We start from the raw sequence: 26,251 nt of genomic DNA on the forward strand, positions 1-26,251 counted from the left end.
GGAAATTGAATTTGGCCTGCTGGCCATAGCACATAATCTTGCAAAAGTAGCCTCTTAGGAGGCTTCTGACGGGGGAAAACGGTTTAAAATGATGAAATTTGCAGGAGGAAACTTAGATACTCCTTTTTTGAGGAAAATCCAAACAACTTCAATCTGAGATGAAACGACAGAGGCCATCTCAATTCATTTTGAGACGGCCTCTTCTTTTTTGAGGGAGTTTTGTTTTTATTCTTCCTCGTTATCATCTTCGTCATCGAAGTCGAAGTCAAAATCGTCCATATATTCGGGGGTGAAGAACTCATCCAAGTCTCTTCGTTCCTTCTTGGTAGGACGTCCAGTTCCTCTTGCCCGGTCTACGAATCCGCTGATTTTGCTCATTTCCAACAGTTCATACTGGTCGGGAGTTGTGACATTCTCCATGACATCAGGAACCAGTTTGGCTCCTACCCGTTTTTCGATGGCCTGCAAAACCTTGAAGGAATAGGTAACGGGTGGTTTCCTGACCTGTACCACATCCCCCGGTTTGACTGTCCGGGCCGGTTTGGCCTGGGCTCCGTTGATGGAGATTCTGCCTTTTTTGCAGGCTTCGGCTGCAATCGTTCTTGTTTTGAAGATACGTGCAGCCCACATCCATTTATCTATTCTTGCCTCCGGCATACGCTTATTTGTTGTTATACTGGTTCATCGTATTGTTCAGTCCGGCTAAACAGAAACTCTTGATGATTTCCTGTGCCACTTCCAGACGTTCCGGCATCAGTTTCATGGCTTCCTCATCGAAATGTCCTAATACGAAATCAATTTGTCCTCCTTTTGGAAAATCATTGCCGATGCCAAAGCGAAGGCGGGCATAGTTCTGTGTGCCCAACGTGGCTGCAATGTGTTTCAGTCCGTTGTGTCCGGCATCACTTCCTTTTCCTTTCAAGCGTAAGGTGCCGAAAGGAAGAGACAAATCGTCGACCACAATCAATACGTTTTCCAAAGGAATTTTTTCCTGTTGCATCCAATAGCGTACGGCATTTCCACTCAAGTTCATGTAAGTAGATGGTTTGAGCAGGATCAGTTGCTGTCCCTTGAGCGACAAGTGGGCAGTAGCTCCGTAACGGCCGTCGCTAAAAACAATATTGGACGCCTTAGCCAAGGCGTCCAATACCATAAATCCTATATTATGACGGGTTTCACGGTATTCTTCACCGATATTCCCCAGTCCAACAATCAAGTATTTCATTGAAAGGATTCTTGTGTGTTTAGGTTACTGAATTATTTACCTGCAGCAGCCTGAGCACCACGAGCAGCACGAGTCAATTTAACTGCGCAAACCACAGCTTCTTTTGCGTTCAGCAGTTCCAGACCTTCATAGTGCAATTCGCCAACTTTTACAGTCTTACCCAATCCCAGCGGAGTTACGTCGATAACCAGACGTTCCGGAATTACGTTGTACAAAGCTTTCACTTTCAGTTTGCGGATCTGCAGAGCCAATTTACCACCGGCTTTCACACCTTCTGCCAAACCTTCCAGTTTTACAGGAACTTCCATAACGATAGGTTTGTTTTCGTCAATCTGATAGAAGTCTACGTGCAGAATCTTATCTGTTACCGGGTGGAACTGGATATCTTTCATGATAGCGTTTACTACTTTGCCATCAATGTTCAGGTCTACTACATAGATATGCGGTGTGTATACCAAGTTACGCAAGCCTTCAGTAGGAACAGTAAAGTGAGTAGCAACTTGATTGCCGTTTTCATCTTTCTGGATTCCGTACAATACGCAAGGAACACCATTTTCTTTACGAAGTTCACGAGTGGCTTTCTTACCAGTTTCTGTTCTCAAAGAACCTTTGATTTCAATTGATTTCATTTTTCTAAAATTTTTGTGTTACTCTAAATTAAGTTGATTTTGTGCTTAATTCGCCATCACACGATGTGGTATATCACACGATGAGCTTGAAAAAGCGGCGCAAAGGTATGCATTCTTTTTTGATTTTCCAAATTTTCCCCTTAATAAAATCCTGTAATTCAGCTGGAAATTGGTGAACTGACTGTCTTTTTTAAAAGTCAATGTCGATTTTGATTTCTCCAGACTGTGATGGAGTTTCTTCTTCAGTAACGGTTTTTGCATGGCTTTCCAAGTGTAATCCGCCTTGTTCATGACCAATGAAGTCAATGGCTTGCTGTAAGCCGTGCATGAATTTCTCAAAATCTTCTTTATACAAGAAAATCTTGTGCTTTTCAAAATTCACTTGAGGATCGTCTTTATCCATCGACACCACTTTCTTGCTTTCCGTGATGGCAATGAACATCTCCTCTTTCCGATTCTTCTTTACATCCAGGTAGTAAATGCGTTTTCCTGCCTTGATGGCTTTAGAGAATACGATTTCTTTGTCGTTTTCAATAGCTGTACTTTTCTTCTTCAGTTCTTCCATAACTCACTGTTACTAATAAAAATGCGTTCAAATTTGAATATTTTTTTGCAATGTGCCAAGAGAGAGCAAGGAAAAAATGTCTAATCTCTGAAAAAAAGAAAAAATATGGCACCTTATGGTGGGTCGTAAAAGAAATTTGCTTATTTTTGCACACCTAAAATTGTAGTTTTGTTTATATATTATGATCAACAGAGTTCTTATTCGTCTGAAGATAGTTCAGATAATTTATGCGTATTATCAGAACGGTGGTAAAAACTTGGATACTGCAGAAAAGGAGTTGTTCTTCAGTCTGTCCAAAGCATATGATTTGTACAACTATCTTTTGCTTCTCATGGTGGAAGTGACGAAGTATGCCAGCAAGCGGCTGGATGCAGCAAAAAACAAACTGGTTCCTACCAAAGAAGATTTGTCTCCTAACATGAAATTTGTGGAAAATCGTTTCATCGCACAGTTGGAAGTCAATAAACAGCTGAATGCTTTTTCTGCTTCTCAAAAGAAAACCTGGGAAAATGAAGGGGATTTTATTAAAAATCTGTGCGAGCAAATCATGCAGAGTGATATATATAAGGAATATATGGCCAGCGAAACCTCTTCTTATGATGAAGACCGTGAACTGTGGCGGAAAATCTATAAGAAGATGATTTTTAACAATGCAGCACTTGATGAAGTCTTGGAAGATCAGAGCCTGTATTGGAATGATGATAAGGAAATCGTGGATACGTTTGTGTTGAAAACCATCAAACGTTTTAATCCTGAAAATGGGGAAAAACAGGAACTTCTTCCGGAATTCAAGGATGAGGAAGACAAGGATTTTGCTCGCCGTTTGTTCCGTCGTGCCATTTTGAATGCTGATTATTACCGTCATTTGATTAGTGAAAACTCAAAGAACTGGGATTTGGATCGTGTGGCTGTGATGGATGTGGTGATTATGCAGATTGCCTTGGCCGAAATATTAAGTTTCCCGAACATCCCGGTAAATGTTTCTTTGAATGAATATGTAGAAATTGCCAAGTTATACAGCACTCCGAAGAGTGGAGGCTTTATCAATGGAACATTGGACGGAATTGTTAATCAATTGAAAAAGGAAAATAAGCTGACTAAAAACTAATATATTTGTCAGGCTATTATTAATCTAAACCGAGAAAACGTATGAATTTGTTAGCTGTCGTTTTACAGTCTCAGGGAGGAGCAGATTACTCTTTCCTTATTATGATGGTGGCTATTTTCGCCATTATGTACTTTTTTATGATTCGTCCCCAGAACAAGAAACAGAAAGAAATTGCCAAGTTCCGCAAGAGCTTGGAAGTAGGTCAGTCTGTAGTTACTGCAGGGGGAATTTATGGAAAGATCAAGGAAGTAGAAGACAATACAGTTGTAGTGGAAATAGCTGCGGGTGTAAAAATTAAAGTAGATAAGAACTCAATTTATGCAGACGCACAGGCTCAGCCTGCAAAATAATTGTCAATGGATATGTTCGATAGAAAGAACATAAAGAGATATTACTTGATATTCGTACGACAAATCAGGAACTTCTTGCTCAGTACAAAGAGCAGGGAGTTTCTGATTTTTCTGTTTTTTGTGTTCGTGTCTTTGTGTTTCTGGTTCCTTCAGACAATGAATGACACTTACCAGACAGAATTTAAAATTCCTGTCCGCTTGAAGAATGTGCCGAAGGAAGTGGTAATGACTTCTGAGCTGCCCAAGGAGATTCGAGTGAAAGTGGAGGATAGAGGTACGGTGCTGTTAAACTATATGTTGGGACGTACGTTTTTCCCGTTGACATTTGATTTTGAAGATTATCAAGAGAAAGGATCTTATGTACGTATTCCCCAGGAAGAGGTCCTGAAGAAAATCACTACTCAGTTAAATAACTCTACCCAGCTGCTTTCGGTATATCCGGATACGTTGGATTTTATCTATTCCAAAGGAGTGGCCAAGAAAGTACCAGTGGCAGTCGGAGGAGAGGTTTCGGCCGGAAGACAGTATTATGTGTCTGAAATCCGGGTGATTCCTGATTCTGTAGTGGTTTATGCGCCTCAAGGCGTATTGAATACGGTATTGACTGCCTATACCCAGCCTTTTCACTGGACCAATGTGACGGATACATTAAGAAAGCATCTTAATTTGCAGAAGTTGCATGGGGTGAAATTTGTTCCTTCTTCGGTCGATGTCATGGCCTGTGTGGATATGTATTCGGAGAAGACTTTTGACGTTCCAGTAGTCGGCATAAGTTTCCCGCAGGGAAAAGTGTTGCGTACTTTTCCGTCGAAAGTACAGGTGACCTGTCAGGTGGGGTTGAAGAACTTTAAGTCAGTGAAAGCGAGTGACTTCTTAGTAGGAGTATCTTATGCGGATGTGTTGGACAATAAGTCTGAAAAGCTGACGCTTACGTTGAGACGATATCCAGATGCAGCAACTCACATCCGTATCAATCCTTTGTCCGTCGATTACTTGATCGAGCAACAGACCGTGGAGAAGGTTGTCAAGAAAGAGGAGGTTGCCGAATGATCAGACTGGGAATTACAGGTGGAATAGGCAGTGGAAAATCCTATGTAGCGCATTTGTTGGAAGAGAAAGGTTTTCCATTGTATGATACCGACCGGGAGGCCAAGCGGCTGACCCTGACGCATCCTCGGATACGGGAGGCACTTTCAACTTTGCTTGGGACAGAGGTTTATCAGGCGGATGGCACCTTGAACAAACCGTTGTTGGCCAGCTATTTGTTCTCTTCACCGGAGCATGCCGAACAAATCAATGGAATTATTCATCCATGTGTGTATGAGGATTTCCAGGCGTGGGCTCATCGGCAGGAAGAGGCGGGCGCACAGGTCGTGATGATGGAAAGTGCCATTCTGTTTGAGTCAGGCTTTCAAAAAGCAGTGGATTATGTGGTAATGGTTTATGCGCCGTTGGAATTACGCATCAAGCGGGCCATGCAGCGAGATGCGGCTTCGGAGGCACAGATTAGAGCCCGGATTTCTGCGCAGATGGACGATGAAGAAAAGAAAAGGAAAGCCGATTATGTGCTCTATAATGAGGAGAAAACGCCATTGGAGACACAGATTGCCGCATTGGAAGGTTGGCTTGCCAATAGAAAAACGGGCAGATAGTTTGTGTATTTCATTCGTCCGTTGTATTTTTGTCACTCGTAATTAAATTTTAATCATAGAGAAAAGAATATGTTGAAGACTATTTTAGCTATTTCTGGAAAACCCGGTTTGTACAAACTGATTTCTCAGGCAAAGAATATGCTGATTGTGGAAACTGTCAGTGCAGAAAAGAAAAGAGTTCCAGTTTATGCCAGCGATAAAGTAATCTCATTAGGTGATATCGCCATGTATACCGATGCAGAGGAAGTACCTCTGGGTGAAGTACTGGAATCTGTTAAGAAGAAAGAAAACGGTAATGTGACTGCTTTGGACTACAAGAAGGCTTCTGCAGACGAATTGCATGCTTTCATGGCGGAAGTATTGCCGAATTATGACCGTGATCGCGTACATACCAGCGATATCAAGAAGTTGATTCAGTGGTACAACCTGCTGGTATCAAACGGAGAAACTGATTTTGTAGAAACAGAAAAAGCAGCTGAATAAACGGAAAGACACGTACGGTGTAGATCGTACGAGGAGAAGTAAGGAAACTGTCTCAGGACAAACGGATGCGTTGTTCCGGCTACGGACTGCGGCATTTGTCCTGAGACAGTTTTTTATATATACTTACGGAAGCAGGGAACAGCGCGTAGGAAGAAATGAAGAAAATAATCTTGATAACAGGTGGTGAGCGGTCGGGTAAGAGCAGTTATGCCGAACGACTGGCCCATGAACTGACTGCATCACCGGTGTACATTGCCACGGCGAAAATCTGGGACGAGGAATTCCGGAAGCGGGTGGAGCGTCATCAACAGAATCGTGGACCGGAATGGACGAATATCGAAGAAGAAAAGGAACTGAGTCGCCACGACATCACCGGGCGGGTGGCCGTAATCGACTGTGTAACACTTTGGTGTACCAACTTTTTTGTGGAGTTGCAGGATGTAGCCTTGGCCTTGGAGGCCTTGAAACAGGAATTCGACCGCTTTACCGCGCAGGAGGCGACATTTATCTTCGTGACCAATGAGATTGGAATGGGAGGTGTTTCTCCCAATGAGGTACAGCGCCGGTTTACCGATCTGCAAGGATGGATGAATCAATACATCGCATCCAAAGCCGACCAGGTAGTTTTGATGGTTTCTGGTATTCCGCTTAAAGTGAAAGGATAAATTATGCGTAAATTTACTATTTCCCCTATAACCTGTCCGGAGTTGGAACAGGCAGCCCGAGAAAAGATTGACAACCTCACAAAGCCAAAGGGTTCTTTGGGCTATTTGGAGGAATTGGCTTTGCAGGTGTGTATGATTCAGCAGACGTTGTCTCCCTCCTTGAAGTGTCCGCACAACCTGCTTTTTGCGGCTGACCATGGCATTGTGGAAGAAGGCGTCAGTGCCTCTCCGAAAGAAATCACCTGGCAGCAAATCAGTAATTTCCTTCACGGAGGAGCCGGCATCAATTTCTTGTGTCGCCAGCACGGTTTTCGATTGGTGATTGTCGATGCCGGGGTGGATTATGACTTGCCTTACGAAAAAGGCATTGTGAATATGAAGGTACGTAGGGGTACCCGTAATTTCCTGTATGGCAATGCGATGACTCCCGAAGAGATGGATTTGTGCTTGGAGCGAGGTGCGCAGTGTGTGGATCGGGTGAAGGACGCCGGTTGCAATGTAATCAGTTTTGGCGAGATGGGAGTGGGAAACACTTCCGCTTCCTCTCTGTGGATGAGTTGCCTGACGGGAATCCCTTTGGAACAGTGCGTCGGTGCCGGCAGCGGCTTGTATGGCGAAGCCATGACCCATAAGTTCAAGGTGCTTCAGCAGGCCCTTCAAAATTTCCCGGGAGAGCATACGGTGGAAGAAATCCTGTGCCGTTTCGGAGGGTATGAGATGATGATGGCCGTAGGCGGTATGCTGCGTGCGGCCGAGCTGCGCATGGTGATTTTGGTGGACGGATTTATCATGACCAACTGCATGCTGGCAGCTTCTCGTTTGTGTCCGGAAGTGCTTTCGTATGCCGTGTACGGACATCAGGGCGATGAGAGCGGTCACAAACTCCTGTTGGACTATCTGCATGCCCGTCCGTTGCTGAACTTAGGATTGCGCTTGGGAGAAGGAAGCGGTTCGGTCTGTGCCTATCCGATACTCGATTCTGCGGTACGGATGTTGAACGAGATGGACACTTTTGCCCATGCTTCCATTACCAAATATTTCTGAGCGTATGCATAACCTGTTGGCTGCTTTGATGTTTTTCACCCGTCTGCCTTTCTGGCGGATTTGCTCCGTGCCCTCCGAATGTTTCCGGCACGTGGTAAGCTACTGGAGCCTGTGCGGATGGCTCACGGGTGGGGTGATGTCCCTTGCCTTCTGGCTTTTTTCCCTGTGGTTCCCAATCCCCGTAGCGGTGCTGCTGGCATTGTGTGCCCGTCTTTTCCTGACGGGAGCCCTGCATGAGGACGGATTGGCCGATTTCTTCGACGGCTTTGGAGGCGGGCGCGACCGGGAAGGGATTCTTCGCATCATGAAGGATTCCCATATCGGGAGTTACGGAGTATTAGGGCTGATTCTGTATTACCTGTTGTCGTTTTCTTTGCTCGTTTCTCTGCCGGTGCCGCTTATTCCCTGGGTGTTGTGGGTGGCCGACCCTTTTTGCAAGTTTGTCTGCAGTTTCATGTTGGTGTTCCTGCCTTACGCCCGCAAAGTAGAGGAAAGCAAGGCCAAGGTGGTCTATACCCGCATGAGCACCTCTGAGTGGGTGGCTAATGCGGTAGGAGGACTGTTGCCGCTGTATTTGCTGCCATTCTCTTATTGGGGAATGCTGTTGTTCCCCTGCGTGCTTTTTGTGGCGTTGGTGTGTTTACTCAAGCGTCGGCTGGGAGGATATACCGGCGATTGTTGCGGAGCCCTGTTCCTGTTGTGCGAGCTTGCGTGCTGGCTGGGAGCGGTGGCAGTGACTTATAATTTTTAAGGATGAATAGAAGATGAAAGTATATTTGGTTCGACATACTTCGGTCGATGTGCCATCTGGTACGTGTTACGGTCAGACCGATGTGCCTCTGCGGGCTTCGTTTGAAGAAGAAGCGGCCGTGTGCAAGGCAGCTATCCGGCGAACCGGCATCGACTTTACCCGTGTGTATGCCAGTCCGTTGTCCCGTTGCACGCGCCTGGCCGGCTATTGCGGTTTCCCGGATGCGGAACGTGACGACCGGTTGAAAGAGATGCACATGGGCGAGTGGGAGATGCAGCGGTTTGATGAAATTACCGACCCGCGCATTCAGGAATGGTATCAGGATTATTTGCGGGTGCGTACTACGGGCGGAGAGTCCTTTATGGATGTGTTGGCCCGGGTATCCGATTTTCTGGACCATTTGGACCGTACTTCAGGTCCGGTGCTGATTTTTGCGCATGGAGGGGTACTGGTGGCCGCGCAAGTGTATGCGGGAAAGGTGAAGCTGGAAGATGCCATGAAGGCATTGCCTCCTTACGGAGGAATGGTGGAAATCGATTTGCCACTTCCTCACTTGCATCCGGTCATGCTGGCCGGTACGGGCAGTGACGTGGGGAAGAGTGTGCTGGCTGCGGCCTTGTGCCGTATATTCCGGCAGGACGGATATCATCCGGCTCCGTTCAAGGCACAGAATATGGCGCTCAATTCGTATGCTACGCCCGAAGGGCTGGAGATTGGTCGGGCACAGGCGGTGCAAGCCGAAGCGGCAGGCGTACCTTGTCATACCGATATGAATCCCTTGTTATTGAAACCCACTTCCGACCAGACTACGCAAGTGGTGCTGAACGGCAAACCCATCGGCAACCGGAGTGCGTATGAATATTTCCGTACCGAAGGGCGTGAGGAGCTGCGTCGGGAAGTCAATCAGGCCTTCGACCGACTGGCGGCCCGCTACAATCCGATTGTGATGGAGGGGGCCGGCAGCATTTCGGAACTGAATTTGAAGGATATTGATTTAGTGAATCTGCCCATGGCACGTCATGCCGATGCCGATGTGATTTTAGTGGCCGACATCGACCGGGGAGGTGTGTTTGCCAGTGCCTACGGTTCGGTGGCCCTGCAGACTCCGGAAGACCGCAAACGTATCAAAGGTATCATCGTCAATAAATTCCGTGGCGACCTCCGCCTGTTTGAGCCGGGCGTAAAGATGCTGGAAGAGATTTGCGGTATTCCGGTACTGGGCGTGATACCGTATTATCAGGATATTTACATTGAAGAAGAGGATTCGGTGGAACTTTCCCTGAAACAGCGGAAAGCGGTGCAAGGAAAGGTCAATGTGGCGGTAGTCTTGCTCCGTCACCTGTCCAATTTTACCGATTTCAATATGCTGGAGCATGATGAGCGGGTGAATCTGTACTACACGAACAACGTGGACGATTTGCTGAAAGCCGATATCATCCTGTTACCGGGAAGCAAGAATACGCTTGGTGATTTGTACGAACTGCGCCGCAACGGGGTGGCACAGGCCATTCTTCAGGCCCGTCGCAACGGAGCGACCGTCATGGGAATCTGTGGCGGATACCAGATGATGGGGCAACGCATTGCTGACCCCGACGGGGTGGAAGGTGATGTCTGTCAGTTGCCGGGACTGGGATTGCTGCCGGTGGAAACGGTCATGGAGGGAGAGAAGGTGACGCGGCAGGTACGTTTCTCTTTCCTAAAATCTGATACGCCGGATTGTACGGGGTATGAAATCCACATGGGACGTACTTCGGCGGTAGAGGGGGAAACGATGATTCCATTGGTCTATTTGGAGGATGGTACTCCAGACGGATGTGTGGCAGACCGGAAGTGTGCCGGCTCTTACATTCATGGAATACTGGATAATCCGGCAGTCATCGACTGGCTGTTGGCACCCTATGCCGAAAAACTGACGCAACCGGCATTGGATTATGCCGCCTTTAAGGAAGAACAATACAACAAACTGGCAGACCATGTGCGGAAGCACCTGAACCTGCCGTTGCTTTACCAAATACTGACGAAAAATGATTAACGGACACGGAGACGATGCCTTTCGCTATGCGCATATTCGGGCTAATTTCAGTTCGAATGTGTATCATCGGGTGAATCATGACGGGTTGAACCGCTATCTGGCCGAACGGCTCTCGTGCATCCGTTCCTATCCGGAACCGGAACCCTATACGTTAGGAACTGAGCTGGCTCGTCTGTATGGAGTACGTCCGGAGGAAGTGTGCGTGACCAACGGGGCTACGGAGGCCATTTACCTCATTGCGCAGGCTTTCCGGGGCAGTCGTTCCCGGGTGTGGATACCTACGTTCAGCGAGTATGCCGATGCTTGTCGTCTGCACGCTCATCGGGTAGAAGGTATCTCCCGCGTGGAGGCCTTAACGGAGGAAGAAGGAATATGCTGGTTGTGCAACCCGAACAATCCGACAGGGCAGACGTGGGAGGCGGATACGCTGCGTCGGTTGATTACGCAGTATCCCCGGACCTTGTTTGTCATCGACCAGTCGTATGCGCTTTTTACGGAGAAAGAGGTGCTTTCCGTGGCTGAGACCGTGGCCCGTCCTAATGTCTTGCTGTTACATTCCATGACCAAATGTTTTGCGGTACCGGGATTGAGACTGGGTGCCGTGACGGGCAATGAAGCCCTTCTTCAGCGGATACGTGCCTGCCGTATGCCGTGGTCGGTGAATGCGTTGGCCGTGGAAGCCGGGCAGTATTTGTTGCGTCACCTGGACGAGTACCGGATGGATGTACCGGCGTTGCTGGCAGAACGGAAACGGGTAGCTGAGGCTTTGGAAGCGACCGGTGGGGTAGAGGTGCTTCCTTCGGATACCCACTATTTTCTGGCCCGTTTGCGGAAGGGAAGTGCGTCCGACCTGAAAGCCTATTTGGCCGAATGTCACGGGCTGCTCATTCGGGATGCATCCAATTTTGAAGGACTGGACACCCGTTATTTCCGCATTGCAATACAGACAGAAGAAGAAAACAATTTATTAATTGAAGGCATACGCGAATGGATACGTGGATAGAAATGGGACTGATTCCCCTGTTGGGAGGATTCCTGCTCGATAAGTTATTGGGCGACCCTTTGTGGCTGCCCCATCCGGTGGTGGGCTTTGGAAAACTGATAGTCCGGTGTGAACGGCGAGGCAATCAGGGAACGCACCGCAAACGGAACGGAGCGCTGACAGCCGTGGCCCTGATTCTGTTGGTTTTTCTGGTGAGCTGGGAGCTGCTTGAAGCTGCCAATCGGGTACATCCCTGGTTAAAGGTAGTTCTTTCGGTAATAGCCGTATTCTATTGCCTGGCCGGAAAAACCTTGATAGACGAAGTGCGGAGGGTATTTGAAGCCGCCGACATCTCCTTGGAAGCCGGACGGAAACAAGTGTCGCGCATCGTGGGACGGGATACTTCCGCCTTGTCGGATCAAGAGGTACGTACGGCGGCCTTGGAAACCTTGGCCGAGAACCTGAGCGACGGGGTGATTGCCCCTCTTTTCTGGTATTTTCTGCTGGGCGTGCCCGGCATGCTGGTATACAAGATGGTGAATACCCTCGATTCCATGATAGGCTATCGGAACGCACGTTATAAGGATTTCGGATGCTGGGCGGCCCGTATAGACGATGTGGCCAATTACATTCCGGCCCGATTGACTGCCCTGCTTATGGTACTGGTGTTCGGTCGCTGGACGTTGCTGAAGTTTGTGGCTCATTACGGACGGATGCATGCCAGTCCCAATTCCGGTTATCCAGAGGCGGCCCTAGCCGGTATTCTGAACTGTCGTTTTGGCGGTCCGCACGATTATTTCGGGGAAACAGTCTACAAACCTTTCATCGGCAGTAATCCTCGTCCGGTAAATAGTGACGACATGCGTCGGGCCATCCGTATCAACCGGCTGGCCGAAGGAGGGATGGTGTTGCTGATGGTGGCAGGTTATGTGTGCTTTTGGGGAAACGTCTTTGGATAGTGTTTTTATTTTTTGCGAATCATTAATTTATCAATCAATCAATAAAATGAAGAAAATAGCTTTACCTACTCGCAACGGAGTAGTAGACGACCATTTCGGTCATTGTGAGTTTTATACGATTTTTACGGTAGACGAAGAAAACTGCATCACGCGTACGCAGGTACTTCCTTCTCCACAAGGATGTGGCTGTAAGTCGGACATTGCGTCCAAGTTGCAGGCCGATGGCGTGACGGTGATGTTGGCGGGAAACATGGGAGCCGGTGCGTTGGCCAAGCTCTCGGCTTGTGGCATTACGGTCATCCGGGGCTGTCAGGGCTCGGTGATGCAGGTAGCTGAAGATTACCTGGCCGGAAAGATACAGGATTCCGGAGTAGAATGCGCGCATCATCATGAAGGGGAAGACCATCAATGCGCACATCATTAATTTCTTTCTCCCTTTTATTTAAGATGAAATGAAGGGGTATATTCTCTGTCCCACACTGTGAAATACAAAAACCACAGTGTGGGATATATATTTCACACTGTGGGATACAAATCCCGAACAGTGAAACTGAGAATTCTTGCAAGCATTTGAACGAAAATGTGGGGATGCAGAAAAGAATGTGGCAGCGGCCTTACATTCGATAAAATTCGTATCTTTGTGCTTGATTTTCAATCATGCTTTTATGAATAAGATTTATTCCTTGTTGCTTGCAGCAGTTTTGGGAGGAATGACGCTGACGGGCAACGCACAGACACAGATTGCGTTTATTTCGGACGCACATATTCAGGACATTGACAGACATCCGGAACGAGTACGTTCCATGGAGGTACAGGTGCAGTCCACCCGTTTGTTCAATGAAAATTATTATGCCTTTCGGACCGCGTTGGACGACGTAGCCCGAAGAAACATTCAGTTGGTAGTATTGTCGGGTGACCTGACCGACAACGGGCAGTTCTTCAACCAGCAGAAAATGAAAGAAATTCTCGACGACTATGCCCGTCGGAAAGGGATGCGCTTTTTTGTGACCACTGGCAATCATGATCCGGCGCTTCCGTTTGGGTTGAAACAGAAGAATGTGAACTATCTGGCTGCGGATGGCAGTCGCGTGACGCGGGAAGATTCGTGTGCCGGTTATGCCGACCAGATGAAGTGTTACGCGTCATTCGGTTTTTTCCCGAGGAAAGAATATCGGTACTGGGAAACTCCTTTCACTTCTTATACGTACGAAAAGTACAGTTATAAAGAAGCGCAGAAAGAAGGACGATTGGAAAAAAGGACCTACACCCTGTGCGATTCGCTGACCGCAATGGATGCCAGTTATCTGGTAGAGCCGATAGACGGACTCTGGCTGCTGGCCATTGATGGCGGTGCCTATCTGCCGAAAGGGATGAATGAGGGCAGGATGATGTATCAAGGTTCCAGTATAGGATATAATAATGTATTGGCACATAAACCTTTTTTATTGCCGTGGGTACGGAAGGTCGTAGCCGAAGCCAAGCGCTTGCATAAAACACTGGTGGCTTTTTCGCATTATCCGTTAGTGGATTTCAACGACGGCGTGTCGGACTACGTGAAGAAGATATGGGGCAACCGTCGTTTCGACTTGGACCGTGTGCCGGAACCGGAGGTGAGCGAAGCTTTTCTGGAAGCGGGTATCCGCCTGCATTTTGCCGGACACATGCACGTGAACGACACGGGCATCTGGGAAGGAAAGGATGGTAAGAAGTTATATAATATCCAGATTCCTTCATTGGCTACCTACATACCGGCCTATAAGATTCTGACCATTGAAAACAGCGAGGACTTTCGGGTGAATACTGTGACGCTCGATTCAGTGGCTGGATTCAATCAGTTGTTTCCCTTGTATCAGGCTGAATATCGTTCGGATTCCTTGAAAGGCCATCCGTCAGTGTGGAACAAGGAAATTCTTTCTTCCCGTACGTATCGTGAATTTTGCGATTACCAGTTCCGTGACTTGGTACGTGTGCGTTTCATTCCGCGCGATTTGCCGGACAGCTGGAAGCCTTACTTGAAGTTTACAGGAGCCTGTTTGTTGCAGGAAGTGGCTGGAGAAGATAAATCGGCGGAGGGCGAGTGGACGCAATGGTGCATGGAAGACATGATTCTCGACCTTTATCGCTTGCGTTATGCCGACCAGCTTGCCTTGAGGGATATTCCGGCATCACGTCTGGCTGCCTATCGTTATTTGTTTGACCGTGCGCAGACCTCTGCTTCAACTTCACCGGCGGTGGAATATGTGCGGGATTTGTCGGTCTTGTTTCAGGCATTTCTGAATGGAGAACCGTGTGTGAATTTCCGGATTGACCTGAAGAATGAAGATATAGAAGTGGTGGAGTAGGCAGCATTTTTATTGTACCTTTTCATTAGAGAATGAAGAGATGTTTGTCTCGTTGATTCTGTTTGTTCGACAAGTGTAGTAAATACAATCTTAATAGTTGAGAAATATTTCTGTAACAACGGCAATTTACTTTTGCCGTCAAAAAAAAGATATTTCTAACTAAAAATTTGTATTATGCTTAATGTACAATCAGAGAGGAAAAGAACATGGATGCAAGGCTTGTGCTTTGTGTTGTTTTTATTGAGTAGTACCTTGGCATTTGCTCAGAACCAGGTGAGAGGTGTGGTAACCGACAAAGCTGGTGAGCCTTTGATTGGGGTAAATGTGCTTGAAAAAGGAACTACGAACGGTACGGTGACAGACATTGACGGGAAATATACAGTAAATGTGCCGAAGGGAAAAACACTGGTGTTTTCTTTTATTGGTTTTGCCACTCAGGAAATAAAGGTCGATTCGAAAGTGTTGAATGTCACTTTGAATGAAGACACCGAGACATTGGATGAGGTAGTGGTGGTTGGTTATGGTAGCATGACGCGTAAAGATGTGACCAGTTCCATCACTACGGTGAAAGCAGAAGACTTGAACGTGGGGGTGTATACTTCTCCGGCTCAGTTGCTTCAAGGAAAAGTGCCTGGATTGACTATCGCCAATACGAGTGACCCGAACGGTGCGGCTTCCATTTCCTTGCGTGGTGCTTCTTCACTTCGTAGCGGTGAGGCCATGGAACCGTATTATGTGATTGACGGGGTGCCGGGCGTGAGCTTGTCGCTGGTCGCACCGGAAGATATCGAGAGTATCGATGTGTTGCGTGATGCTTCGGCTACAGCCATCTATGGTTCAAAAGCCGCCAACGGAGTAATTATCGTCACGACCAAAAAAGGAAACAAGAACGGAAAGACCAACGTGAACTACAGCGGCTATGTAGCATGGGATAAAACCATGAAAACATTGGACATGATGACCGCCGATGAAGTGTTGGCTTATGCAGATGCGAATGATTTGGACTTGTCCAGCTATTATGATGTGAATCATCCGGCTAATACAGACTGGCAGAATGAAGTGCTTCGTACGGGTTTCAGTCATAATCATAATATTTCAATTAATGGCGGTAATGAAAAGACTTCTTACAATGCGTCTTTAAATTATCTGGACCGTCAGGGAACGGTTCGCGGTACGGGGATGGATCGTCTGACTGCCCGTTCTTTCTTGCAGAGTAAGGCCTTTAATGACCGGCTCGATTTCTCTATCAGTTTGAATGCCAGTGTGACAAACAGCGAAAACGGTCCTACAAGCAATGAAGGAAGAAGCGTGCTGGATGCCATGAACTATTATCTGCCGTTGAATCCGGTGACAAACGAAGATGGTTCCTGGTACGGTAGAACTACTTCACAATATTATAATCCGGCTTCACTCATCAATGAAGACCGTTATAAAACTACACAAAAATTGTTACAGGGAGTAGCTAAGGCTACCGTACATATTCTTGACGGGCTCGACTGGAACTTAAACCTGTCTTACCAGAACGAACAGTATATCTACAATAATTATCATTCTTCAAAGTCGCAGATTGTGGATTATGCTTCCCGTAACGGTCAGGCTGACCGCAGTACGGTAGAAAACATCAAGAAACAGATGGAGACTTATATCAATTGGGACCACACTTTCAATGAGGCGCATAAGGTTGGTGTCATGTTGGGATACTCTTGGGAACAATCGGACAACAATGATGGTTTTGGTTTGGTGGCCTATAATTTCTATAATGATGATTTGTCATATTATAATATGGCCTTGGCCAATAATATTTCATTGGATGACATTAGTAATTTGAATAGCAGTCACTTGTTGTCTACTCTGCGTATGATTTCGTATTACGGACGTGTGAACTACAGCTATAAGAGTAAATATTTGCTGCAGGCTACGGTACGTCGTGACGGTTCTTCTGCTTTTGGTGTAAACAATCGCTGGGGTACTTTCCCTTCTGTCTCTGCTTCTTGGAGAATCATTGAAGAAGATTTTATGAAAGATCAGAATGTCTTTGACGATTTGAAGTTACGTGTCGGTTATGGAGTCAGCGGTAACTCATTGGGATTTGATGCTTTCTATGCACGTCAGGTATATGGTTCTACCGGTTGGTTTACACCTTCTGCCGGAGGAAATTATCGTGTGTTAGGAGCTACACGTAATGCCAATCTGGATTTGAAGTGGGAAAAGACGGGTATGTTGAATGTCGGTTTGGATTTTGGATTCTTCAAGAACCGGTTGACAGGTACGATTTAATATTATGACAAACGTACAAGCGATTTGATTTATAATTATAGAGTATCTACCTTGCTTTATCCGTACAGTGAAATGTGGGCTAATGTGGGAGACATCAGCAACAAGGGTTTTGAAATTACCATCAATGCGGTTCCCGTGCAGACAAAAGATTTTACTTGGAGTACGACGCTGAATTTGTCACACAATAAGAATAAAGTAGAGTCTTTGTCTAATTCAGAATATTCGGTGAAATACATTGAAATGGCCGATCCGAACATTAACAGCTATTCTAATAAATATGTACAACGTTTGATGGAAGGTGCTCCGATAGGTCAGTTCTATTTGTGGGAGTGGGCTGGATACGATGAAAATGGCATGTCTGTATTCAATGACTATGATGAGAACGGCAACCTGGTAGGTACGACTGATGCTCCGGATGACGGAGACCGTCGGATGGCAGGTTCTGCACAGCCTAAGCTGACTTATGGATGGAACAATGAATTTACATGGAAGAAATGGTCGTTGAGTGCATTCTTCCAAGGCGTGGCAGGCAATAAGATTTTCAATGCCATTCGTGCTTCTTACAGCGATCCTTCCTTGTTGAGCAGTTTTGGTAAAAATATTCTGGCCGATGTCGCTACGGAACAACATGCCAATGATTCGCGTGCGCAAGCTCCTTCTACCCGCTACCTGGAAAATGGTTCTTACCTACGTTTGTCTACGCTGACGTTAGGGTATAATTTCGGAAAGCTGGGCAATTATGTGAACAATCTGCGTGTGTATGCCACTTGTAACAATGTGTTCACTATTACCGGTTATAAAGGTATTGACCCTGAAGTAAATCTGGGGGGATTGGAACCCGGTATGGATATGCGTAATAGTAACTATCCAAGAACCAGAAGTTTTATGGTGGGCGTAAATATGAACTTCTAATGAAAAGGAGAATAATTTATATGAAAACGAAGATAATGCTTACTTGTGCCTTGGCGGCACTTACCACAATCAGTTGTAATGATTTGGATGTAGATATTAAATCCCAATATACAGAATATCCGATTGATTCGGACATTGCGCTTGAAGCGAGAGTCAGCAATGCCTACTATGCTTTTCGTGCACCCCTGAACCGACGTTACGATGAACTGCTTTCTCTGAGTTCCGATGAATATTCGGCGGTTTGTTTCAATGGAGGATGGCTGGACGGACGTCAGTATTCCAATTGTTCCACTCATTCATGGGAGGCTTCAGCCAATAATAATCAGCTGAATGTATATAGCGATATTCTGGCAGGTATCACTAATTGTAATCAGTTGTTGGAGGATTTGGGAGAGACCAATCCGGAAACTTCTAATCCTGTCCGTGCGGCACGTGCGTTTTATACCTTCCTCTTGATGGATAATTTTGGTGATACGCCGATTGTGGACTACAAACTGACACAAGGCTCAAAGACCATCAATCGCTCTCCGCGTGCAGATGTGGCTCGCTGGATTGAATCCGAGCTGCTGGATGTGCGGGATAAATGTCCGAGTGAGGTAAATGAGTCTACTTATGGAACTCCTACCTGTTGGATGGTGGATGCGTTGTTGGCGAAACTGTACATCAACTGGAATGTGTATACGCAGGATGTGACCAGTTCCTCTTGGAATCCGAATGCTTCCAATGAAAAATTAGACGATTGCATTGCGGCATGCGACCGGATCATTCAGTCTGGCTTATTTAACCTGAACGATGATTACAAAGAAAAATTCATGTACAACAATGGACCTCAGATTAAAGACTTTATTTATGCGGTTCCTTATGAAGCCACTCTTAACCAAGGAATGTGTTATGCACGTTACCGCACATGGAGATATGGAGGAGCCAATGGTTTTTATACCACCGTACTGACTCCCAGCTGTGGTGGAAACTTTGCCATGAATCCGGAATTTGCTGATTTGTTCTGTTTGCCGGGCGACCGTCGTAACGATGTGGTAGTGGGTGACCCTTCAAAGGAAACGACTCCGGTGTATGAGTATGATCCGGTGACAGGAGAGGTAACCAATACACCCCATATGTATGAAGGCAAACAGGTGGTTTTTACGAAACATATCACTTTGATTCGTGAAGATGGAGACCTGGATGTGGGAGCTGACGGTACGCGGCAAGGTTATCGTTCCATTAAATTCTATCCGGACCCGAACGATTACAATGTATATGAACGTAATCAGGACAATGACATTCCAATTTTCCGTTATGCGGATATCATTCTGACAAAATGTGAAGCGATTACTCGGGGGGGAGCTGCTACTTTAGGGGATACCCCGAAGAGCTTGTTCAACCAGATTCGTACGTACGTCTCTCCTAATCGTGACGGTTCATTAGACATTGATCATGATCCTTCGTTGCAGGAAATTTTGGATGAACGTGGACGTGAATTTTTGGATGAACACTGGCGTCGTAATGACTTGATTCGTTTTGGAGATTATGAGCGTGCATGGGGATTCAAATATATCAATCCGGACAACGCTCAATTGACCAGACGTATTTTCCCTTTGAGTCAGGATGTGTTGAACAGTAATACAAACTGGACACAGAATGCAGGATATTGATCTGAGGATTGATTCTGTATTGTAGGAATAGCTTAAAAAAAACTGAAAGCTTCGTGTACAGAGAAGGCAGGTAGAAAACTTGTTTTCTCAGGTACACGGAGCTTTTTATTTTAGTTATTCTGCTATGAAAATCATTTTCTTTTATTTTCGTTGATTTTATAGTAAATAAAAGAAATTTTGTAATTTAGCGGTCAATTTGGAATCTTAAAATAAATTTTGGAGAGCATGAACACACTTTTCAGGCTGTTTGCCTTTGTTATTGTAATTTTTCTGGCGGGTACAAGTGATGCCAAACTGTCAGGAAAAGGCACTTCTACTATGAAAACGATTGAAGTAGTAGTGCATCGTGGAGCTAATTATCTGGCTCCGGAAAATACCGTTCCTTCTGCGCTGAAAGCACTTGAACATGGAGCTACTTGGGTAGAACTGGATGTAAGAAAAAGTAAGGACGGCGTTTTGTATAATTTGCATGATGAAACCTTGGACCGGACAACCGACGGACACGGACCCATCCAGGCGGCTGTCTCAGCCGAAATAGATCGTTTGGATGCTGGATCATGGTTCAGTCCATCCTATCGAGGGGTGAAGCTCCCTCGCATTGAAACGATGCTGGATACGCTGAAGGGAAAAGCGAAGGTCTTTTTTGATGTGAAAAAGGGAACTCCTGTAGGAGAATTGGTACAATTGGTACGTCAAAAAGGATTTGAACAGCAAAGCTTTTTCTGGTTTACTGATGCACAGATGATTCCCGAGTTTGTGAAACTGGCTCCTGAGATGAAAATCAAAGTCAATGCTTCTGATATCGCAGGGCTTAAGAAATGGCAGGAGGTCTGTAAACCGGCCTACGTGGAAATAGATCCGGAGAAAATTACCAAGGAGTTTACAAATTACTGTCGTAAGAATGGCATTCTTGTTATGGCTGCCATACAGAATGGAAATGAGGAAGCATATAAAAAGGCGATTCAGGCTCAACCGGATTTGGTCAATATTGACCAGCCGGAACTTTGGGAACGCGTAGTAGCTGAAAGTAAAGGAATACATGAATATGATTACGCTTCTTATGTTGACCCTCGCATCGGATCGGAAGGACTGGGGCGTGTATTTATCGGGCCGTCGTGTCCGTTTGGAATGGTGAAACCTTCACCGGATTGTACACCTTCGCCCAACAGTGGATGGTTGCCGATGCCGGAACGGGTGGACGGCTTTGCGCAGGTACACGTCAGCGGTACGGGTGGCGGACCGAAATACGGTAATGTGCTGGTGATGCCGTTTGGTGACGGTATGGACCGGGTAAGCCATATTGATTACCGGGACTACGAAACGATTCAGCTGGGATATTATGATACCCGTTTCAAACAGAGTGGTATCCGTACGGAAATCACCACTTCGAACCGGGCTTCTTTCTATCGTTTCACGTATCCAGAAGACTCTTTGAAGTCTTTGGCAGTGGATGCTGGTTTCTTCTTGGGTGAAAGTCCGATACCCGACGAGCGGGAGGCACAGCAGTTTGTTGGTTCCGAAATACAGGTGCTGTCCGACCATGAGGTGGCGGGTTACACCCGTATTCGTGGCGGATGGAACAACGGAAAGGCGTATACGGTGTATTTCTATGCGGAAACCGATCGTCCGTTTGTGCAGTCACTCACGTGGAAAGGTAATCGTATCACTGATGCACAGTCTCAGTATGATTCAGCTGAAAAAACCGGGGCTTTGTTGCGCTTTGCGAAATCCGACAAGGTAGTACAGCTGAAAGTGGGCATCTCTTTCCTGAGCAGCCAGAAGGCTAAGTTCAATGCCCATTCAGAAATTCCTCACTGGTCGTTCGAAGAGGTACATAATGGTGTGTTGGCACAGTGGGAAGATTTGTTTCAGAAAATAGAAATCGATCCGTCTACTCCGGATGCGAAGAAACGGATGTTCTATACTGCTTTGTATCACACTATGCTGATGCCGGTGGATCGTTCAGGGGAAAATCCACTTTGGAGCGATCCGGAACCTTACTATGATGACTTTTATGCCATCTGGGATACGTATCGTAGCTCTTTCCCGTTGATTACCTTGATTGACCCACAACGTCAGGTGGATATCGTACGTTCTCTGATTAATATCTACAAACGTGACGGTTATATGCCGGATTCTCGTAGCGGAAACAGCAATGGACGTACACAGGGAGGTTCCAATGCGGAAATCGTGATTGCTGATGCCTTTGCGAAAGGATTGAAGGGGATTGATTACGAATTGGGCTTGCAGGCTATGCTGAAGGATGCCACAGTACCTCCTGGTGACAATGAAGAGGCTGAAGGACGCGGAGGACTGATTCCTTATCTGGAATTGGGCTACATTCCTCACGGTATTGACCGTGCCGGCAACCGTACCATCGAATATTCTTATTGTGATTATGCCATTGCACAGGTGGCCAAGGGGCTGGGTAAGGAAGACTTGTATCAGCAATATATGAAACAGTCTGAGAACTGGAAGAATCTGTGGCGCAGCGATTACGAGCATGCAGGAGCCAAAGGTTTCATCATGCCGCGCGACAAGGAAGGTAACTGGTTGGATTCCATTCCTATCGGTCATTCTACCCGTTGGCAGCCGAAATTCAAATATACCCCGGTCATTTTCGAAGGACCGTGGTACACGAAGTGGTGGAGTATGTTCTTCTATGAAGCCAGTTCTTGGGAATATTCCTTGAGTATCCCGCACGACGTACCGGGCTTGATTGAAAAATGTGGGGGAGCTGAAGCATTTGAAAAGCGCTTGGATATTTTCTTTGACAAAGGTTTCTTCAATGTCAATAATGAACCTTCGTTCCTGACTTCTTGTCTGTATCACTGGCTCGGAAAGCCGTGGCGTACGAGCGACCGTATCCGTGAAATCATTGCAAAGAATTACAACGATGGTCCAATCGGATTGCCGGGTAATGACGATTCTGGAGCTATGTCATCTTGGCTGGCTTTCCACATGGTAGGTTTGTATCCCAATGCCGGACAGGACTACTACTTGATTCACACGCCGTTGCTGGATTCTGCTACCTTCCATCTTGCAGGCGGTAAAGATTTCAAGATTATAGCGAAGGGACTTTCTGACAAGAACTGCTACATTCAGAGCGTGACATTGAATGGAAAGGATTATCCGTATTCTACGTTGCGTCATAAGGATGTCATTGCCGGTGGTGAACTGGTATTGAAAATGGGAAAGAAACCTGGAAACTGGGGAAAGGAAATGGGATTGGATAAATAAAGAATGCGTATGAAAAAGAAATATCTTATCGGTTTTTTTGCAGCATGCCTGTTAAGCACGGGCATGCTGCCGGCACAGACCGTAGTGTCAGACACATTGAAGTTCGTGTTTAAGTTGCACGGACAGACCCGCCGTTATCAGGTGGTTTTCTGCGAACAGGGCGACCGCTTGCAGATGAATTGGGGTATAGAACGTAACATGCACTGGCAGTCGGGCAGTTACACTATGACACCGAAGGGTTTGGAAAGTGGAAGCCAGTTGTGCTTCTTGCAGCCGGAAGATGGAAATCACTTGCAGCTGTCGGATGCGGAAACCGTATATGTAGTGTCACAGAAAGCATTGAAGCAGTTGAAGGAGACCGGAAGCATGGATTTTAACCACACAATCTATGACCGGGCGGAAGATGCGTCGGAGAAGAATGCTGGGCGTCCGTTACTTCATGTGGTCGACCGTTACGAAGGCGGAGAGATGTGGATATGGGACAATCCGTCGCTGCCCATCATCTGGCGGATGGCCAACAATCCGCTGGAAGTGAACTGGCAGGTGGAATTGATGAAGAAGTGATGAAATAGAATAATATCGCAGATTTTATTTTTTTGTCGTACCTTTGCAGGGCAAAAACGGAAAGAATTTAATCATGCATACAAGAGAAGAAAAATTGGAAGCGTTCGGACGTTTGCTCGACGTGCTGGACGAGTTGAGGGTGAAATGCCCGTGGGACCGCAAACAGACCAACGAGAGTCTGCGTCCGAACACCATCGAAGAAGTGTATGAACTCTGTGATGCCCTGATGAAGGACGACAAGAAAAACATCTGCAAGGAATTGGGCGACGTGTTGCTCCATGTGGTGTTCTATGCCAAGATTGGTAGTGAGACCGGCGACTTTGACATCAAGGACGTGTGCGACAAGTTGTGCGACAAACTGATTTTCCGCCATCCGCACGTGTTTGGAGAAGTCAAGGCTGATACGGCAGAACAAGTGTCTGAGAACTGGGAACAGATTAAGCTGAAGGAAAAAGATGGCAACAAGTCAGTATTGAGTGGCGTGCCGGAGGCGCTTCCTTCCTTAATCAAGGCTTATCGTATTCAGGACAAGGCCCGCAACGTAGGCTTCGATTGGGAAGAACGCGAGCAGGTGTGGAGCAAGGTGAAAGAAGAAATTGGAGAGTTTGAGGCAGAAGTAGGGCAGATGGACAAAGACAAGGCAGAGGCCGAGTTTGGTGACGTGATGTTCAGCTTGATCAATGCAGCTCGGCTCTATAAAATCAATCCGGACAATGCGTTGGAGCGGACCAATCAGAAGTTTATCCGCCGTTTCAATTATCTGGAAGCACATACCATCAAGGAAGGAAAGAATCTGAATGATATGTCGCTGGAAGAGATGGATGCCATCTGGAACGAGGCAAAGGCAAAAGGGCTCTAAGAGGGGGCATAGGTCTATAATGTGTTTCAAAATGTCGTTCTTTTAATATCAATAGATATTTTCAGAAAAATATCTTTCTGAGAGAGTGACATATTGAAGCTTTTTTCTACCTTTGCGAAACATAAACAAGAAATTTAAAAAGACAATGGTGAACAAAGCTATTATTACAGTCGTAGGAAAGGATACCGTGGGTATTATTGCTCAGGTATGTACCTATTTGGCAGAAAACAAAGTGAATATTCTGGATATCTCACAGACTATTGTGCAGGAATATTTCACGATGATGATGATTGTGGACATGACCAAGCTGGAAAAGCCTTTTGAACAGGTTGTGACAGAACTGACGGAAGTCGGTACGAAGATTGGTGTACAGATTAAGTGCCAGCGCGAGGAAATCTTTGACAAAATGCATCGTATCTAACGAAAAGGAGAAACGGTATGATCAATATAACAGAGGTTCTTGAAACCAACAAGATGATTGAGCAGGAAAACCTGGATGTACGTACCATTACGATGGGAATCAATCTGTTGGATTGTGCGGACAGTAACCTGGAAGTGCTTTGTCAGAATATATACAATAAGATTACCGGTCTTGCCAAAGATTTGGTAAAGACGGGAGAAGATATTTCCAAGGAGTTTGGAATTCCTATCGTGAACAAGCGTATTTCCATCACACCGATTGCTTTGGTAGGTGGTACGGCTTGTAAAACACCGGAAGATTATGTGCAGATTGCCAAAACGTTGGACAAGGCGGCTGGAGAGTTGGGAGTCAACTTCATTGGAGGTTACTCTGCCATTGTATCCAAGGGAATGAGTCGCAGCGATGAGTTGTTGATTCGTTCTATTCCGAAGGCACTGGCTTGTACGGAACGTATTTGTAGCTCTGTGAATGTAGGTTCTACCAAGACGGGTATTAATATGGATGCCGTAAAGCTCATGGGTGAAATCGTGAAGGAAACAGCTGAAATGACCAAGGAACGTGATTCGTTGGGTTGTGCCAAACTGGTGGTGCTCTGCAATGCCCCTGACGACAATCCATTTATGGCAGGTGCTTTCCACGGAGTTTCCGAACCGGATGCAGTGATTAATGTTGGTGTCAGCGGTCCGGGCGTGGTGAAATATGCCTTGGAACAGATTCGCGGAAAAAGTTTTGAAGTGCTTTGTGAAACCATCAAGCGTACGGCTTTCAAGATTACCCGTGTGGGACAGCTGGTAGCCCAGGAAGCTTCACGCCGTTTGAATGTGCCGTTCGGTATCATCGACCTTTCATTGGCTCCGACGCCGGCGGTAGGCGACAGTGTGGCTGAAATCTTGCAGGAAATTGGATTGGATTATCCGGGAGCTCCGGGTACGACGGCAGCTTTGGCTTTGCTGAATGATCAGGTGAAGAAAGGTGGCGTAATGGCTTCTTCGTATGTGGGCGGACTGAGTGGTGCTTTTATTCCGGTCAGTGAAGACCAGGGAATGATTGATGCTGTGGAAGCGGGTGCCTTGACCATTGAGAAACTGGAAGCCATGACCTGTGTTTGCTCTGTGGGCTTGGATATGATTGCCATTCCGGGAAGTACTTCTGCCGCTACGATCTCGGGTATAATTGCCGATGAGGCAGCCATTGGAATGGTGAACCAGAAAACTACGGCGGTGCGTGTGATTCCGGTAGTCGGCAAGGAAGTGGGCGATACGGTGGAATTCGGTGGCTTGCTGGGATATGCTCCGGTAATGCCAGTCAACCGTTACAGCTGTGAGGCTTTCGTGAACCGTGGCGGACGGATTCCGGCTCCGATTCATAGCTTTAAGAACTAATGTCGAAATAAAATAGCAGATAGAAAAGAGGAGGCCGTCTCAAAATGAATTGAGATGGCCTCTGTCGTTTCATCTCAGATTGAAGTTGTTTGGATTTTCCTCACAAAAGGAGTATCTAAGTTTCCTCCTGCAAATTTCATCATTTTAAACCGTTTTC

General features: G+C 46.5%; 23 protein-coding genes and 2 pseudogenes. 21 read left to right on the forward strand and 4 right to left on the reverse strand.

Features of this window, described 5'->3' with window-relative positions; all coding sequences use genetic code 11:
• Positions 1-225: 225 nt before the first annotated feature.
• The 4 genes from H6A28_RS13615 to H6A28_RS13630 form a co-directional block, all read right to left on the reverse strand.
• Positions 226-657, reverse strand: coding sequence for an RNA-binding S4 domain-containing protein (locus H6A28_RS13615; protein WP_204475663.1), 432 nt, complete (start codon positions 655-657; stop codon positions 226-228).
• A 4-nt stretch (positions 658-661) separates the two neighbouring features.
• Entirely contained in the window at positions 662-1,225 is a 564-nt protein-coding gene (gene pth / locus H6A28_RS13620; RefSeq protein ID WP_204475662.1) for an aminoacyl-tRNA hydrolase, read from the reverse strand.
• Positions 1,226-1,257: 32 nt separating this feature from the next.
• Positions 1,258-1,854, reverse strand: a complete 597-nt coding sequence (locus tag H6A28_RS13625) for a 50S ribosomal protein L25/general stress protein Ctc (RefSeq protein WP_204475661.1) — start codon at positions 1,852-1,854, stop codon at positions 1,258-1,260.
• A gap of 190 nt (positions 1,855-2,044) precedes the next feature.
• Entirely contained in the window at positions 2,045-2,419 is a 375-nt protein-coding gene (locus H6A28_RS13630) for a PUR family DNA/RNA-binding protein (protein WP_204475660.1), read from the reverse strand.
• Positions 2,420-2,600: 181 nt separating this feature from the next.
• Between H6A28_RS13630 and nusB the strand changes: the two genes are divergently transcribed.
• The 21 genes and pseudogenes from nusB (at position 2,601) to H6A28_RS13730 (ending at position 26,094) form a co-directional block, all read left to right on the forward strand.
• Positions 2,601-3,527 (forward strand): transcription antitermination factor NusB, encoded by a 927-nt coding sequence (gene nusB, locus H6A28_RS13635; protein WP_204475659.1) that lies wholly within the window; start codon positions 2,601-2,603, stop codon positions 3,525-3,527.
• 41 nt (positions 3,528-3,568) lie between these two features.
• The gene (gene yajC / locus H6A28_RS13640; protein WP_204475658.1) at positions 3,569-3,877 is read left to right on the forward strand and encodes a preprotein translocase subunit YajC; all 309 of its coding nucleotides are present in this window, start codon (positions 3,569-3,571) and stop codon (positions 3,875-3,877) included.
• A 12-nt stretch (positions 3,878-3,889) separates the two neighbouring features.
• The gene (locus H6A28_RS13645; RefSeq protein ID WP_204475657.1) at positions 3,890-4,927 is read left to right on the forward strand and encodes a CdaR family protein; all 1,038 of its coding nucleotides are present in this window, start codon (positions 3,890-3,892) and stop codon (positions 4,925-4,927) included.
• The gene (gene coaE, locus H6A28_RS13650; protein WP_204475656.1) at positions 4,924-5,529 is read left to right on the forward strand and encodes a dephospho-CoA kinase; all 606 of its coding nucleotides are present in this window, start codon (positions 4,924-4,926) and stop codon (positions 5,527-5,529) included. Before H6A28_RS13645 ends, coaE begins: the two co-directional genes overlap by 4 nt.
• 69 nt (positions 5,530-5,598) lie before the next feature.
• Entirely contained in the window at positions 5,599-6,012 is a 414-nt protein-coding gene (locus tag H6A28_RS13655) for a DUF5606 family protein (RefSeq protein ID WP_204475655.1), read from the forward strand.
• A gap of 155 nt (positions 6,013-6,167) precedes the next feature.
• The gene (cobU, locus tag H6A28_RS13660; RefSeq protein WP_204475654.1) at positions 6,168-6,677 is read left to right on the forward strand and encodes a bifunctional adenosylcobinamide kinase/adenosylcobinamide-phosphate guanylyltransferase; all 510 of its coding nucleotides are present in this window, start codon (positions 6,168-6,170) and stop codon (positions 6,675-6,677) included.
• A gap of 3 nt (positions 6,678-6,680) precedes the next feature.
• Positions 6,681-7,721, forward strand: a complete 1,041-nt coding sequence (gene cobT, locus H6A28_RS13665) for a nicotinate-nucleotide--dimethylbenzimidazole phosphoribosyltransferase (RefSeq protein ID WP_204480814.1) — start codon at positions 6,681-6,683, stop codon at positions 7,719-7,721.
• Between the two features lie 4 nt (positions 7,722-7,725).
• A complete protein-coding gene (locus H6A28_RS13670; protein WP_204480815.1) occupies positions 7,726-8,472 on the forward strand; it encodes an adenosylcobinamide-GDP ribazoletransferase in 747 nt (248 codons plus the stop codon).
• Positions 8,473-8,485: 13 nt separating this feature from the next.
• Positions 8,486-8,995: pseudogene (gene cobC, locus H6A28_RS15235) on the forward strand (alpha-ribazole phosphatase); the annotation flags it as partial.
• Complete coding sequence (locus H6A28_RS13675) at positions 8,996-10,504, forward strand: cobyric acid synthase (protein ID WP_239465376.1); 1,509 nt, start codon at positions 8,996-8,998, stop codon at positions 10,502-10,504.
• On the forward strand, positions 10,497-11,507 hold the full coding sequence (locus H6A28_RS13680; RefSeq protein ID WP_204480816.1) for a threonine-phosphate decarboxylase: 1,011 nt from the start codon (positions 10,497-10,499) through the stop codon (positions 11,505-11,507). The genes H6A28_RS13675 and H6A28_RS13680 overlap by 8 nt, the downstream gene beginning before the upstream one ends.
• On the forward strand, positions 11,492-12,445 hold the full coding sequence (gene cbiB / locus H6A28_RS13685; RefSeq protein WP_204480818.1) for an adenosylcobinamide-phosphate synthase CbiB: 954 nt from the start codon (positions 11,492-11,494) through the stop codon (positions 12,443-12,445). Before H6A28_RS13680 ends, cbiB begins: the two co-directional genes overlap by 16 nt.
• Before the next feature lie 46 nt (positions 12,446-12,491).
• Positions 12,492-12,869, forward strand: a complete 378-nt coding sequence (locus tag H6A28_RS13690) for a NifB/NifX family molybdenum-iron cluster-binding protein (protein WP_204480820.1) — start codon at positions 12,492-12,494, stop codon at positions 12,867-12,869.
• Between the two features lie 241 nt (positions 12,870-13,110).
• On the forward strand, positions 13,111-14,787 hold the full coding sequence (locus tag H6A28_RS13695; protein ID WP_204480821.1) for a metallophosphoesterase family protein: 1,677 nt from the start codon (positions 13,111-13,113) through the stop codon (positions 14,785-14,787).
• Between the two features lie 174 nt (positions 14,788-14,961).
• A pseudogene (locus H6A28_RS13700) lies at positions 14,962-17,976 on the forward strand (SusC/RagA family TonB-linked outer membrane protein).
• 20 nt (positions 17,977-17,996) lie between these two features.
• Positions 17,997-19,628, forward strand: coding sequence for a RagB/SusD family nutrient uptake outer membrane protein (locus H6A28_RS13705; protein ID WP_204475645.1), 1,632 nt, complete (start codon positions 17,997-17,999; stop codon positions 19,626-19,628).
• Positions 19,629-19,853: 225 nt separating this feature from the next.
• Entirely contained in the window at positions 19,854-22,868 is a 3,015-nt protein-coding gene (locus H6A28_RS13710) for a GH92 family glycosyl hydrolase (RefSeq protein ID WP_204480823.1), read from the forward strand.
• 9 nt (positions 22,869-22,877) lie between these two features.
• Complete coding sequence (locus H6A28_RS13715) at positions 22,878-23,432, forward strand: hypothetical protein (RefSeq protein ID WP_239465375.1); 555 nt, start codon at positions 22,878-22,880, stop codon at positions 23,430-23,432.
• A 73-nt stretch (positions 23,433-23,505) separates the two neighbouring features.
• A complete protein-coding gene (mazG, locus tag H6A28_RS13720) occupies positions 23,506-24,291 on the forward strand; it encodes a nucleoside triphosphate pyrophosphohydrolase (protein ID WP_177864633.1) in 786 nt (261 codons plus the stop codon).
• Positions 24,292-24,439: 148 nt separating this feature from the next.
• Positions 24,440-24,712 (forward strand): ACT domain-containing protein, encoded by a 273-nt coding sequence (locus tag H6A28_RS13725; protein WP_303915970.1) that lies wholly within the window; start codon positions 24,440-24,442, stop codon positions 24,710-24,712.
• A 17-nt stretch (positions 24,713-24,729) separates the two neighbouring features.
• Positions 24,730-26,094, forward strand: coding sequence for a PFL family protein (locus tag H6A28_RS13730; RefSeq protein WP_204475640.1), 1,365 nt, complete (start codon positions 24,730-24,732; stop codon positions 26,092-26,094).
• Positions 26,095-26,251: the final 157 nt, after the last annotated feature.

Origin of the sequence: Bacteroides mediterraneensis (assembly GCF_016900355.1) — a bacterium.
Taxonomy (GTDB): domain Bacteria; phylum Bacteroidota; class Bacteroidia; order Bacteroidales; family Bacteroidaceae; genus Phocaeicola.